This window comes from Paenibacillus sp. KACC 21273 (assembly GCF_028736095.1).
In the GTDB taxonomy this organism is placed as follows: domain Bacteria; phylum Bacillota; class Bacilli; order Paenibacillales; family Paenibacillaceae; genus Saccharibacillus; species Saccharibacillus kyungheensis.
Genome location: NZ_CP117876.1, coordinates 2,958,490 through 2,975,068, shown reverse-complemented (window position 1 = coordinate 2,975,068; position 16,579 = coordinate 2,958,490). Strand labels below are relative to the sequence as shown.

General features: G+C 37.4%; 4 protein-coding genes. 3 read left to right on the top strand and 1 reads right to left on the bottom strand.

What is annotated here, in order from left to right:
* The first annotated feature begins 30 nt into the window (after positions 1–30).
* From PQ460_RS13035 to PQ460_RS13025, 3 genes are read left to right on the top strand one after another with little or no spacing between them, the layout of a single operon-like run.
* Positions 31–6,486, top strand: a complete 6,456-nt coding sequence (locus tag PQ460_RS13035; RefSeq protein WP_274170060.1) for a non-ribosomal peptide synthetase — start codon at positions 31–33, stop codon at positions 6,484–6,486.
* 32 nt (positions 6,487–6,518) lie between these two features.
* A complete protein-coding gene (locus PQ460_RS13030) occupies positions 6,519–14,357 on the top strand; it encodes a non-ribosomal peptide synthetase (protein ID WP_274170059.1) in 7,839 nt (2,612 codons plus the stop codon).
* The gene (locus PQ460_RS13025; RefSeq protein WP_274170058.1) at positions 14,341–15,624 is read left to right on the top strand and encodes an MFS transporter; all 1,284 of its coding nucleotides are present in this window, start codon (positions 14,341–14,343) and stop codon (positions 15,622–15,624) included. Before PQ460_RS13030 ends, PQ460_RS13025 begins: the two co-directional genes overlap by 17 nt.
* A 57-nt stretch (positions 15,625–15,681) precedes the next feature.
* On the opposite strand, the gene PQ460_RS13020 is transcribed toward PQ460_RS13025, so the two are convergent.
* Positions 15,682–16,563: an AraC family transcriptional regulator gene (locus tag PQ460_RS13020; protein ID WP_274170057.1), complete on the bottom strand. Its 882-nt coding sequence runs from the start codon at positions 16,561–16,563 to the stop codon at positions 15,682–15,684.
* Positions 16,564–16,579 lie beyond the last annotated feature (16 nt).

Here is a 16,579-nt window from a genome sequence, read left to right as displayed (position 1 = left end):
AGGTATGTTAATCCAGAAAGGATGAGCACTTTGAGTCAGCCACAAATTCAAGATATTTACCCGTTATCTCCAATGCAAGAAGGTATGTTATACCATGCATTATTAGATCCTGATTCAGACACTTATTTTCAACAAAATGTGATTACATTGCAGGAGACGTTGAACCCTTATTGGGTTCAACAAAGTCTGCAACAGATTGTGAATCGTTATGACGTTTTTCGTACTATTTTTTTGCATAAAGAAACAGAACGTCCTTTGCAAGTAGTTGTCAAAGAACGTGAAGCACCTAAAATTATTGTTCAAGATGTACGTCAGAATTCTGAAGCTCAGAAACAACAGCTACTAGCAGAGTTTCAGCAACAAGATCGTGCAACTGGATTTCATCTAGAGACCGATGTGCCTTTACGTATTGCTCTTTTTCAATGGGGAGAAGGATTATCGAAGCTAGTATGGAGTTTTCCTCACATTATAATGGACGGTTGGTGTCTAGGTATTGTAGCCAAAGACTTTTTTGCAATTTATAAGTCTTTACGTGATCAAACTACTGTTCATTTAGAAACGGTATATCCATTTAGTCAATTTATTCAATGGATAGAACGTCAGGATAAGATAGAAGCATCAAATTATTGGAATCAGTATTTAGAAGGATTAGATCAAGAAACGCTTATTCCAGGTTATCTTCGTTCAGTGGATAATGGTCTGCATGAATTTGAATTAGCCCAGCATACGTTTCGCTGGGATTCAAAGCTAACCAATCAGTTAGAACAGTTAGCAAGACAACATCAAGTAACAGTAAGTACTGTATTTCAGGCAGCATGGGGAGTGATGCTTCAAAGTTATAATTACCGCCGTGATGTTGTATTTGGTGCTGTAGTCTCCGGGAGACCTGAAGATATTGTAGGGATCGAAGAAATGGTAGGTTTATTTATTAATACTTTACCTGTACGGGTGCAAAGCGCAGAGCAACAGACATTTTCCGCACTATTAGTCCAGATGCAAACTGCAATGAATGAAGGAAATCAGTACAGTTATCAATCTCTTGCTGAACTTCAGAATCAGTCGGTATTGAAGCACAATCTATTATCACATATTCTTGTTTTTGAAAATTATCCGTTATCTGAAGAAATCACTCATAACGGTTCCAACGATAGTACGGATCTGCATATCGTAGATGTCGACGGATTTGAACAAACTAACTATGATTTGACCGTAATGGTTATTCCGGGCGAAGAGTTAGAAATTTCATTTTCCTACAATTTGCATCGTTATGAATCATCATCTATGCTTCGAATGGCAGATCATCTAACTCGTGTGATCGAACAAATTATACATACACCGGATATCCTATTGTCAGATATCCAATTGCTTACTGCTGATGAATGGACGCAAGTTGTAGAAGAATTTAATACTACCAATGCAGCGTATCCTTCTCACCTTACAATTCATGAGTGGTTTGCAGAACAAGTAGAGCGTACACCGAATCAATTGGCTGTAAGAGATACGCATACTTCGCTTACTTACAAGGAATTGGACCAACAGTCCAGTCAATTGGCTCATATGTTGCGTGCTCAAGGTGTTGGTGCTGATCATATTGTAGGTATTATGATGGAACGTTCACATTACATGATGGTTAGTCTGCTGGCTATTTTAAAAGCAGGAGCAGCTTATCTTCCACTTGATCCTGCTCATCCGCAAGAACGTTTAGAATTCATCCTTCAAGATAGTGGTACACAGATAGTAGTAACTACATTGAAGCATGAAACACGCTTACCAGAGCATCTTTATTTGCTTGTTGTAGACAAGCTCAATGATGAAAAGAATGAAACTTATGAGTATGAACAAAATGCTATCGTTACACAGCCGTCTCATCTGGCGTATGTGATTTACACGTCTGGGACAACAGGCAATCCAAAAGGAGCGATGATTGAGCACAGATCATTAGTAAATCGTATTCATTGGATGCAAACACAATATCCACTTACTTCAGAAGATGTTATTTTACAAAAAACACCTTACAGTTTTGACGTTTCCGTCTGGGAATTATTCTGGTGGAGTACACAGGGAGCAAGTGTAGTCTTTTTAGAACCAGAGGCTGAAAAAGATCCAGCCATGATTATAGAAGCGATTGCCCAGTATGAAGTGACTACAATGCACTTTGTGCCATCAATGTTGTCTGTTTTTTTAGAGCATCTTGAAATGAAATCAGAAGTGGAAAGGTTGTCTAGTCTTCGGTATGTATTTGCTAGTGGAGAAGCTTTGCAGATGCAACAGGTCAACCGTTTTAATCATCTTTTGTATGATACGAATCAGACACGTCTTATTAATTTATATGGCCCTACTGAAGCTACTATTGATGTGTCTTATTATGATTGTTCACAACAAGAGGAAAGTATGCAATTCGTGCCGATCGGGCGTCCGATCGATAATATTCAATTGTATATTATGAATACTTCTCAGCTTCCTCAGCCAGTGGGTGTACCGGGGGAATTATGTATTGCAGGTGTAGGATTGGCTAGAGGATATCTCAATCGTGAGCAACTTACTGCTGAAAAATTTGTACGTATTCCACATCAACCTCAACAGCTTATGTATCGTACAGGTGATCTGGCACGCTGGTTGCCTGATGGCAATATTGAATACATGGGACGTTTAGATCATCAGGTCAAAATTCGTGGATATCGTATCGAATTAGGAGAGATCGAATCTGTTTTACTTGAAGACCCATCAATCAAAGAGTGTATTGTGCTCGATCGTCGTGATGAACAACATCAAGCTGTATTATGTGCTTATCTAGTAAGCGATGAACAAACCATTTTAGTTGAAAATGAGATCCGTACACGTATAGCTTCTAAATTGCCCGAGTATATGATTCCGACTCATTTTATTATGATTGCCAATATGCCTGTGACCTCTAATGGCAAGATAGATCGTCGATATTTACAACACATTGAACTGGATCGAACAGCTACAGAATATGTACAACCAACAGGCGACATCGAAGAAAAATTAGCTGGTATATGGCAGCAATTACTTCATGTTAAAGTCGTTAGTGCGACAGATTCCTTTTTCCAATTAGGTGGACATTCTTTAAAAGCATCTCAATTAGTCGCTCTGATTCATCAACAATATCAGATAGATATACCTTTACGTTATATTTTCAAATATCCTATTTTGCGAGATATGGCTACATGTATTGCGACAAGTGAATATGAAATGAATCAAGCGATTCCATCTGCACCTGAACAAATGTATTATCCAGTTACTTCTGCGCAGCGACGGTTATTGATTTTGGATCAATTGGAACAAGATAGTTATGCTTACCATATTCCACATGTACTTATTACAGCACAAGAAGTAGACATTTTACGTTTACAATCGGTTTTTGAGCAATTGATTCAAAGGCATGAATCTTTCCGCACTTCATTTACATTTATAGATGGACAACCTGTACAGCATATTCATCATCAAGCTTATTTTCAACTTGAAGTGCTACAATCCGACCTTGATTACCAGTCCATTTCTAATACTACAGATAATACACTGGATCAGATTATTGATTCTTTTATACGTCCTTTTGATCTGAGTCAAGCACCATTGCTACGCGCACAAATCATACAGTTTGCTAATAGTGGAAGTGCATTACTGATTGATATGCACCATATTATTGCTGATGGAGTATCTCTGACTATTATTACAGATGAATTTAATCGTTTATATGAAGGTCAGTCACTGCCTGCTCCAAAATTGCATTACAAAGATTATGCGGTGTGGCAACAAAAACAATCCGATCATTTTCAGAAGCAACGTGAATATTGGCTGGAACAACTATCAGGAGAATTACCAGTATTAAATCTACCTACTGATTTTCCAAGACCTGCACTTCAACAATTTGAAGGTGCTCATCTTTTAACTACACTAAATGAAGTTGAAACAGTGCAACTCAAAAAAGTAGCAGCAGATCATGGAGTCACATTATATATGCTGTTGTTAGCGGCTTACCATACCTTATTGCATAAATACACCAGTCAACAAGATATTATAACAGGCTCACCAATAGCTGGAAGACCGCATGCTGATATTCAATCTATAGTAGGTATGTTTGTGAATACATTAGCTATGCGTAGCCGACCACAACCAGAGCATACCTTTACACAATTTCTCAAAGAGATTCAACAATGCTCTATCGAAGCTTTTGAACATCAGGAATTGCCGATTGAGCAAATGATAGATGGTTTGTCATTGCGACGCGATCTGAGTCGAAATCCATTATTTGATGTCATGCTAATTGTACAAACGATGGAATTTGATACGACAGCAAGCCATGATGTGTTATGGAATTCTTACGAATATAATGCAGCAGTATCCAAAGTAGATTTAACTTTGCAAGTTGAAGAACAAGAGCAACATATTCAATTCCAATGGGAGTATGCTACACACTTATTTAAAAAGGAAACGATTGAGCAATTAGCCGAACATTGGTTATGTCTATTGCGCGCTATTATGCAGTCTCCTGAAGCGCGGCTATCCGAATTAGATATGGTAACACCATCAGAAAAAGAAATATTACTATCTCAATTTAATCCAGTTGCATCATCTTATTCAGATCAGCTTACTATTCATGGATGGTTTGAACAGCAAGTACGCCAGACACCAGATGCTATAGCTTTGATCTGGGCTGAACATCAATTAACGTATCAGCAGTTAGATGAACAAGCGAATCAATTAGCTCATTTACTAATGAGTCATGGTTCAGGTCCAGATCGCCTAATTGGACTGATGACTGAACGTTCAGATTTGATGATCATTAGTCTGTTAGCCATTTTAAAATCTGGTAGTGCATATGTACCGATTGATCCTGATTATCCTGCTGCTCGTGTGCAATACATGTTAGCGAATAGTGAAGCTTCTATATTAATTACACAACGTCATTTGGTTCAAGATTGGGAATACTCGGGCACTGTGATCTTAGCTGATGATCGTGAATGGACTACAGCATCGACACAGCCAGTCAAAGGAATTACAGAAGTTCAAGCAGAGCACTTAGCTTATGTTATCTATACTTCCGGTTCTACAGGGCAACCCAAAGGAGTTATGCTTCAGCATCAATCCGTAGTTAATTTTATCAGTGCAATGCGACAAGAGCTTAACTTCTCGGAAGGGCGTAAAGTACTTGCTTTAACTACATTGTCATTTGATATTTTTGTATTGGAAACATTGGTTCCGTTAAGTAGTGGTATGACTGTTGTGATCGCTGAAGAAATTCAGCAGAGAGATCCACATCAATTAGCTGCATGTATTCAGTATCATCATATCGATATGATCCAGATGACACCGTCTCGTCTACAAATGTTGATGAATAGTGTAGAAGACGCTCAATGTCTCAACCATGTACAAGAGCTTTTGATTGGTGGAGAAGCTTTACCACTAAGCTTATTACAAGCGGTACAATCATTTAAACATCTACGAATTTACAATATGTATGGACCTACAGAGACAACGGTATGGTCAGCGATCTATGAATTAACTCATGCTACAGAAGTTCGAATCGGACATCCGATTTTGAATACACAGATTCATATTGTGAATGAGCACAATCAATTGCAACCTATCGGTATAGCTGGTGAATTATGTATTGCTGGGGCAGGCCTAGCTCGCGGGTATTGGCAACAAAATGACCTTACTGATGAAAAATTTGTTCCTAATCCGTATGCATTATCGATAGCTGATAAAGTACATTCGAATCCTTTTATTTCTTCAGATACCAGTCATTCAATTCAGCATCTATCTTCTAAAATGTATAAAACAGGTGATCTGGCACGCTGGTTACCTTCAGGTGAGATTGAGTTTTTGGGGCGCATTGATCATCAAGTAAAAGTTCGCGGATATCGTATTGAACTTGGAGAAATTGAAGAAATACTTACTAGCCTACCTGATGTAAATGAAGCCATTGTGTTAGCAGTTCAAGATCATAGCGGGGTATATACATTAGCTGCTTATTTGGTATTAAAAGATTCAACATCGAATACGTTAGTGGCTGATATCCAGAATCATTTACTTGCTCATTTACCAGAGTATATGGTTCCTTCATCTTTTGCAATAATAGATATGATGCCATTAACACCAAATGGCAAAATTGATCGTAAAGCTCTGCTGCATGTGGAGACAGAAACGATTGTATTAACCGATTATATCGCTCCACGTCACGAAATAGATCAAGATTTAATTGAATTGTGGTCTGATCTTTTACATCATCCTCAAGCACAAATTGGTATTCAACATTCCTTTTTTGAACTGGGTGGACATTCGTTAAATGCATCATTATTTATTGTACGATTGCGAGAAAAGTGGGGGATACAACTCGATCTTCGTCATTTTTTCCAATATCCTACGATTCAAATGACAGCAGATCAGATTATGCTGGAACAAGAAGAATTGCGCCGGTTTGAAGAGTTATTACGAGAAGTGGAAAGTATGGAGCAGTTATAACACGATAACATGCAAAGGGGCGAATCAAACGGATGGATTTAGCACAACGTATTGCCAATCTTTCTCCAGAACAACGTAAATTGCTGGAAGCACGCATGTCTCGTGAAGGATTAGCGCATACTACAACTGTTCAAATCACAAGTCAGCAATCGACCACTATTACACCTGCTTCTCTTCAAGCTTATTATCCTGTATCGACCGCACAACACCGCTTATTGTTGGTACAGGAAATAGGCGGTGCATCATTAGCCTATCATATGCCGATGATCGTTCAATTGTATGGTGTATTAGATCAGCAAAAGCTTACTCAAGCATTCAAACAATTGATTCAGCGTCATGAATCTTTACGTACTTCTTTTCCGCAAGAAGATGGGAAAAGGGTACAACAGATTCATTCGCTCGAAGAGATTGCTTTTGAAGTAACTTACCATAACTCTCAGCAAAAAACAGATGCAATTATTGATGAACTAATTACTGCTTTTATGGTTCCTTTTATTATAGAAAAGGCTCCTTTAATGCGAGTACAAGTTATTCAGTTCAATGAACAAGAACATTTGCTCATGTTAGATATACATCATCTGATCTCAGACGGATTATCTATGGAGCGATTAACGACTGAATTTATTCAATTATATAGCGGTGAGTCTTTACCACCTTTGTCTATACAGTACAAAGATTATGCAGTATGGCAACAGCATCAACTAACAGAAGGACATTGGAAAGATCAAGAAAAGTTTTGGCTAAATACTCTTCAAGGAGAACTACCTGTTCTTCAGTTAGCAACAGATTTCTTACGTCCATCTGTACAACAATTTGATGGTGAACGTTTTTCCGCTACGCTGGATAGATCATTACTTCGATCTATGAAGCAATTAGCGATACAACAAGGATGCACGATGTATATGGTACTTTTGTCAGCATATTATATTCTTTTGCATAAATACACAGATCAACAAGATTTGATTGTGGGTACACCTGTAGCAGGAAGATCTTACTCTACATTGCAACCGCTAATTGGAATGTTTGTTAATACACTTCCGTTACGTCAATATCCGTCAGGTGACAAAGCAGTTGCCGCCTTTTTACAAGAAGTAAAACAACATGTATTAGAAGCTTTTCAATACGAACACTATCCTTTAGAACATATTGTTGAAAAGATTGGTGTTCCAAGAGACATTAGTCGTAATCCATTATTTGATACTGTATTTTCGTATCAACATGCTCAACCTGAAAGTATAGAAGTTCAAGGACTACAATTTCAGCCGTATCAGAATGTAACCCGTACAGCGAAGTTTGATCTTACATTAATTGCTGAAGAATCTAGTTCAGCGGATGAGCTAATGATCCATTGGGATTATGCTAGTCATCTATATGACAAACAAACGATTATAGCATTCCATGATCATTATCTAAATATTCTGCAAGCTATGGTGTCTGCACCAGATGCGTTAATACGTACTATTCAGATGCTAACAGCATCAGAGCAACATGAATTAGTTATAGATCTGAATCGTTTGACAGCAACGTATGATCGCGAACAGACGATTCATGGTCTGTTTGAACAACAAGTTTTACTTTATCCGCATCAAAAAGCAATCGTTTATGAAGATCAATTTATGACGTACACAGAGTTAAATGAACAATCAAATCAACTAGCCGCTTATCTGCAACAGCAAGGTGTTGTTCCTGACCATATAATTGCCGTAATGCCAGAACGTTCACTTCAGATGGTTGTAGGAATACTGGGAATTCTCAAAGCAGGAGCTGCATATTTACCAATAGATCCTGAATATCCAACAGCACGGATTGAATTTATGTTAAAAGACAGTCAAACATCATTATTGCTGACTCATCGTCATTTAGATAAAAATATCTCATTTGATGGTAGCATTCTAGATCTTGATGATGCTTCTCTTTATCAACATAACTATACCTATATTCCTACTAAAGTTACTTCCGATCATGTAGCATATGTTATTTATACATCAGGCACAACCGGCACGCCCAAAGGTGTTCTTGTAGAGCATCATGGTATGGCCAATATGAGATTAACTTATGAGCACACATTTGAATTGACATCGAATGATCGGATTGTTCAATTTGCAAATCTGTCTTTTGATGCTTCGGTGTGGGAAATGTATATGGCGTTATTTATGGGTGGAACCTTATATCTAGCTCCTAAAGAAAAATTGATCAATATTGATTATTTTACAAAATGGATTAACATGCATCAAATTACAGTAGCAATGTTACCGCCTAATTTTGCTGTTTATTTGGAACCTGAACAGTTACCTTCATTACGCTTATTGATTACAGGTGGTTCTGAATCGTCGATTGAACTGGTACGTCGTTGGAATCCTTACGTAGACTATTGTAATGCTTATGGCCCAACAGAAGCGACGATCTGTGTATCTATTTGGAAAAGTGTACGTGGCGCACAGCAAGATCTATCGGGTACGATTCCGATTGGTGAACCAGTATGGAATACTCATTTATATGTAATGAATTCGGATCAGCAATTAACTCCACGCGGAATTGCAGGTGAACTATATATTGGTGGAGATGTACTAGCAAGAGGATACTGGCAACGATCAGACTTAACCGCAGAGAAGTTTATAGTTCATCCTTTTTTACAAGGAGAACGGATTTATCGTACAGGTGATCTAGTACGCTGGCTACCTAATGGGCAGTTAGAATATCTAGGGAGAATTGACCATCAAGTGAAGATTCGTGGATATCGAATTGAACTTGGTGAGATTGAAAGTAAGCTTGTCAATCATCCGCAGATTCAAGAAGCGACTGTCATTGTGCATGAACTTCAAGGGGAAAAAACAATGTGTGCTTATATTACGCTGGCTGATAAAGAATCTATTCGTGATCAGTCGAATATATCTTCAAATCAGTGGCGTCAATATATGCAAGAACAGTTGCCAGCTTATATGGTACCAGCTCATATTGTACTTTTGGAGGAATTTCCACTAACCCCTAATGGGAAAATTGATCGCAAAGCACTACCATTGCCGGATACAGAGATTTTGTCTAGCGAGGAGTATGAAGCGCCTATAACAGATACAGAATGTCAGCTTGCTGCACTGTGGGCAGATATTCTAGGCGTTGAACCTATTGGACGGTATGATCATTTTTTTGAACGTGGAGGTCATTCTTTAAAAGCAGTTGTGCTGATCTCGCAAATTGCGAAAACACTAGGGGTCGAAATTTCATTACGACATATTTTTGAATATCCGGTATTACAGGATCAAGCTCATTACATTGAGAGTGCTCGTCCTGCTCTACATACCTCGATTCCGCGGATCGCTGATCAATATTCATATCCAGTCTCTTCTGCTCAAAAAAGGTTACTGATGATTGAAGAGATTGCAGACGTGGGTACGACCTATCATATTCCACTATTGTTACATATTCAGGGCAAGCCTGATATGGTACGGATGAATAAAGTATTTAGACAATTAATTGAACGTCATGAAGCTTTGCGTACTTCTTTTTATCGAGAAGGTGAGGAGTATTATCAGAAAGTACATGATAGTTCACTTATAGATTGGAATATAGAACACCTGGAATATTCAAATGCCAATCATCTTGATATGACAGATCTACTATCCATGTTTGTTCGTCCATTTCATAGAGAAAGTGCACCATTATTACGTACTGGCTTGCTCAATCTTCATAACGATGAATATATCTTAATTATAGATATTCATCATTTGATCTCTGATGGAAGTTCGATGGAAAGACTTACATTAGAATTTAATCAATTATATGCAGGGGCAACACTAACCGAGTTACCTGTGCATTACAGAGATTATACGGTATGGCACCAACAACAACTGCAAGCAGGTTTGTTAGAAGAACATCAATCTTTTTGGCTGAAAGAATTAGAAGGGGAACTTCCTGTTTTGAATATGCATACCGATTTCCCTCGTCCAGTACAACAACGTTTTGCTGGACGATCTTTCACAGTACAAGTGGATGTTGCACTGACAGATCAACTACGACAAGTAGGAGGACAACATCAATCAACAATGTATATGCTTCTTCTTTCTGCATATTATATTTTACTTTCCAAATATACCGGACAGGAAGATATTATTGTTGGTACACCAGTAGCAGGAAGAAATCACGCAGATCTACAAGGTATGATGGGAATGTTTGTAAATATGCTGGCATTGCGAAATTATCCAATAAAAGAACAAAGTTTTTCCCAATTTCTAAATACAGTGAAAGAAAGAACGTTAGCCGCATTTCAGCATGAACAAATGCCATTAGAGCTTTTGATAGAGCAATTGAATGTGAAGCGTGATTTAAGTCGTAATCCCTTATTCGATACGATATTTACATTACAAAATACAGGTTCTTCGTCAATCGAAGTGAATCAGCTAACATTTACACCAATTTCTATCAAGGCAGACACATCGAAGTTCGATCTGTCTTTGACCATAGAAGAAGAGGATGGATTATTATTACATTTTGAATATGCAGTGCATCTATATGAGGATACTACGATTCAGCAGATGGCTACACAATATGTAGAATTGCTTCAGCAGTTAGTGAATCATCCGCATATGCTGCTTGAAGATATGAAGCTAATATCTGAAGAGCAACAGAAGAGTATTATAGTAGAATTCAATCCACCTTATACAGCATATCCGCGAGAAGCTACAATCCAGGAATTATGGAAACACCAAGTCATCCAACATGCTAATACATCCGCAGTGATATGCGGTCAGGATATCTGGAGCTATCAAGCATTAGAAGATAAATCTAATGCATTAGCTTGGAAACTGAAGTCGTTAGGTGTCACACCGGACATGCTTATAGGTATTATACCGGAGCGTTCACCGAATATGATTATTGGTATTCTGGCTATTCTCAAAGCAGGTGGAGCTTATGTACCTATTGATGCTTCTTACCCGGCAGAGCGCATCCAATATATGCTTGCCGATAGCCAAATCTCTATAGTATTAACTATGAATGATACGTCTGATTCGTATCGTCTAGAATTTGAAGGTGTGATTCTAAATCTGCAAGAATCTACATCTTATGATGCACGTACTGACTCTTTACCATTAATAAATCAAGCAAATGATTTGGCTTATGTAATGTATACCTCTGGATCGACAGGTCAACCGAAAGGGGTCATGATCGAACATCGAAATGTGATTCGTTTGGTAAAAGAAACTGATTATATTCAGTTGACTCCATCGGATCGTATTTTAATGACAGGCGCATTAGTATTTGATGCTTGTACATTTGAAATTTGGGGATCATTGCTGAATGGATTAAGTCTATGTCTTGTACCTAATGAGAGTATTCTGGATGCTGAAAAATTACACGCAGTATTGCTGGAGAATAAGATTACAACGATGTGGCTAACATCACCATTATTCAATCAGTTAGCACTACAAAAGTCTGACCTTTTCCAATCTTTACGACAATTGATTATTGGTGGAGATGTTCTTTCACCCAAAATAGTAGCTCGTGTACAACAACAATGCCCTCAAGTAACGATGATTAACGGATATGGGCCGACAGAAAATACTACTTTTTCTTGTTGTTATACGATCCCCCCTATTGTTACTGACCAGTCTATTCCTATCGGCCGACCGATTATGCACTCGACAGCTTATATTGTCAGTGAATCAGGTCATGTATTACCACCAGGAGTACCAGGAGAGATATGGGTTGGTGGAGACGGAGTAGCACGTGGATATTTGAATCGAGATGATCTTACTGCCGAGCAATTTGTAAGAAATGATAGTATTTCAGCAGAACGCATGTATCGTACAGGTGATCTAGGTAGATGGTTAACAGATGGTAGAATAGAATATTTAGGTCGAATCGATCATCAAGTAAAAATTCGTGGGTACCGAATTGAACCAAGTGAAATAGAAAAAGTACTACTTCATCATGATTTAGTTAATCAAGTGTATATTACGATCCTTACTAGTCAAGATGAACAAAAGAATCTATGCGCCTATATTGCTACTAGAGAACCGTTATCCAATGCAGAAATTCGTAATTATCTTACTGGAAGATTACCAGATTATATGATTCCTAGTTATTATGTATTTTTATCAGAGTTACCATTAAATACGAATGGTAAAGTGAATCGTCAAGCATTGCCACAGCCAGAGTTGAATATGGAGTCAGTTCAGGATTATGTAGCACCTCGTAATGAACAAGAGCATATATTAGCTCAGATCTGGGCAGATGTGTTAGACATGGACAAAGTCGGAATAGACGATCGTTTTTTTGAGTGTGGCGGACATTCACTTAAAGGAATTCAATTGATATCCAAAGCGAAAGAGCAGGGAATCTCTTTGAATATTCACCAACTATTTCAGCATCAGACGATTCGGACTTTATCCAATTTGTATTTACACCAGAATGATACTCTTCATCTATCAGTACCTACTAAATCGTATAAGACTATTGATTTCAACGTTGCAGAACAGCAAGAGATTACAGAAGCACAGCTACAACAGTGGAATGAAGAAATCCGTAGTAAGAATACGTACTGGCATCAATACACGATGCAATCATCTACTACAGACGTATACCCGATTGCACCTGTACAACATCATCATATACTTCATCCAGAATGTTCAGGTGTTGTTATTCCATTGAACAATGAAGTGAATGTAGACTGTCTTGCCCAAGCTTTTGCAAATGTAGTACATCGATATCCATTATTACGAAGTACATTCATTAAAGATCAACAATCTTGGAAATGGCAGGTTCATGATTGGAATATACATGTAGAACAATATGGAGATTATTTGCCAACATTAGATTTGTTAGCTTATCCAGAAGCACAACAGCAAACGATATTATCGTTTTTATTACCAGAGTTGTATATGACTTCATATGTATTAGAAGCCAATCCATTATATCGAGTTCTATTAGTACGACTCCAACCAGAACGCCATTTAATTTTATTTGCTTGTTCTCATCTTATTTTTGATGGTATGAGCGGGGATATTCTCAAAGCAGAATTAACACGGGAATATGAGTGTGCTAAAAATAACGAATCTGTAGCTTACAACCAGATTAATTATGACGATTATACTCAGCTAATTCTTCAAGGGCCACAGCGTATGACAGATGAACAATTAAATACTTCTTTTGAATTAGAAAAGTTCTCTTTCAGTAGCCAGCATATTCAGCAAAAAACAACTTCTTCTCTTCGCAATCATTACAGTAAATGGGAAGGATATTTTGAATATGAGCATCCAGAGACAGCAGATTCTTTTGTACCTATGGATATGCTACTGCAATTAACAGCAAAAGTGTTAGGTACGTATTTTAAAACAAATGATGTTCCTTTATGGTTAACACATTATGGGCGTCAATATAGTGAGCATTATTTTTATGAACAAATTGGCGAATGTATTGATCAGCTTCCAATTGTAATATCTACAGATCAAGCTTTACCTAATATGCAAGCTATATTGAGTACAGTCACAGATCACCATATTAACTTTTTTAATTTACTTTACAATGAATCAATGAGAGAGCTTTATCCGCAGTCTTGTGCGTATTTATTATCTGCTTTTGCAGGAATGCCTATTGTCTTCAACTATTTAGGTGAACAAGAAGCAGAAGGTCAGCAGTGGAATCAAATGATTCAAAACGAAAAATCTTCACCTTTATCCTATGCCAGAGATAAAACGATTGAACCGGTTATTTATGTGACTGCACAGCATACTGGTGATCAATTGTATTTATCACTTTTACTTCCGTATAAAGAAGATATGCAAATGATCCAGATGATGATGCAACAACAATCTCAATTATTATCGCTATTTCTGGATACAGACCAAAGGAGTCGAGATTATGATTCAATTATTTAAAGACAGCCGATTCACGCGTTTCTTTATCTCTCGGACTTCAGCTAATGTTGCAGACAGTATCTATTCGATTGTCTTACTGTATTTTGTACAAAAATCAACGTCATCTGTTTCATTCACTAGCTTTACTTTTACAGCCATTTCAGCAGCTTCTATATTTAGCTTTTTATTAGGACCTCTAGTAGATCGGTATTCGCCTTCATTATTAGCAAGTATATCGCTTTTTGCTCAAGCCGTTTTGATTATGCTGGTGCCCTTTTTAATTGGCGATCAATATAGTAGTTTAATTGTGATTTTGATTTTAGTGTTTATTGCATCATGTTTTTCTATGTTATTTTATCCGGCTAATAATAAGATGTTGCCTATGTTGATTCGTTCACCCGATCGCATTGTACAGGCTAATTCAATGATTGCATCGAGTGATCAGATTGTTAATATTGGAGGTTATTTATTAGGTGCTTCTGTTATTTTGCTAATAGGCATGGAGAATACATTTTTTCTTGCAGGTGGATTACTGTTACTTTCAGGATTTATCTATATTCAGTTAAAAAGACAATTGGATAAAAGGAATATTACAGTAGTAGAAGAAAATACACCTGCGGCAAAAGTGAGTTCTTATTTTGCAGAATTAAAAGAAGGGTATACTTTTGTTATTCGTAATGCATTTCTCAAAGTAATGTTGCCATTTTATGCTTTAACTAATTTTGCAATGTCTATTTTAATTATTACGGTTCCTGCATTAGCGGTATCGTATGGTTCGCCAATCTATTATAGCTTGCTGTATATCGCTTTTTTTGCAGGTATATTTGCAGGATCAGGGCTTATCAATTTAATGAAAAAAAATGGCTTGGTTATTGCGCTATCCTGGATTCTGATGGGAGTATCTCTGTATCTATTCGCTATCGCTCCAGTTCTATGGATGAAGTTAAGTGCTGTATTAATGCTAGGCATATTTACAGGTATTATTAATGTACTGCAAACGTCTATGATACAAATTATTACTCCAACAGAATTGATGGGGCGTGTGATGGCTTTCTTGCACACTCTTTCTAATGCTGCACTACCACTAGGCGCTTTGGTAGGTGGGATGTTATCTTTGAAATTTCCTTTGGCAAGCGTACTGTACATTAGTGCTATTATCATTGTAGGATGCGGTATTATTCTGTTATTTATCCGCTCAGTACGTCAATTCCAAATGCCATCTGAAAAAGAGCAAAAAAACGATTCCTCTCCGATCCCAGAACCTGTTATTGCTGATAAATTGATTTGAATAATCAATAAAAAAGAACCTTTCGTTACAGTACACACTGTAGCAGAAAGGTTCTTTTTATTTGGTACGAATATTTTGTTGGCGGAAATGAAGAGGAGTTAGACCACAGCTTGTTTTAAATAGTCGGTAAAAGTACTTCATATCATGAATTCCTACTTCGTCTGCAATCTGCTGAATACTCCAATCAGTGTTGATTAACAATTCACAACTTTTTTGTACACGAACTTGTTGCAACATCCGGGTATACGTATAACCGGTTGTTTCTTTAAATTTACGCTGTAGATGACGGGGGCTGATCGATAACCATTGGCAGAACTCTTCCATTTTAAGTGGGTTACGATAATGTACTTGAATATATTCGATTGCAAAAGCTACAGGATCCACTAATTTATCCGGTTTGGATAGCAGACTGAATTGCTTGAGTCGGTACATGGTATTCAGTAAATCAAGCAAGCAAATATATAATTTGTAATGGTAGCCAGGAGACTGCGAATTAACAGCAAAATTCATACTATACATCATTCTAGCAAATTCTCCACCTTGATCTTTATACCGTAACCACTCTTCACTTTGACGAAAAAATTGGGCTATTGCGTCAAATTCACGTTCTAATTCGTTTTTTGGTGTATTTTGAGGAGCTAACAACTCTGTTTGGAACATACAGGTCATCATTTGCAAAGGAACAGCAGGTGTAGCAGATTCGGATTTGAGTAAATGAGGGATCCCGATCGGAATAAAAAATAAGTCTCCTTCTTCAATCTGTAATGAATCTTTATGAATAAATAACGTTCCTTTGCCTTCACTTATATAGATAATTTCATAAAATTCATGAGCATGTTCTTGAAAAGAACCTTTTACCGTAACCATTTGGAAAGAAATGGGGGTTTCGATCGGAAAAGGATGTTGAAACATTTCAAATGATCGAGGCGATGATGTCATTATGAATCTCCTTTAT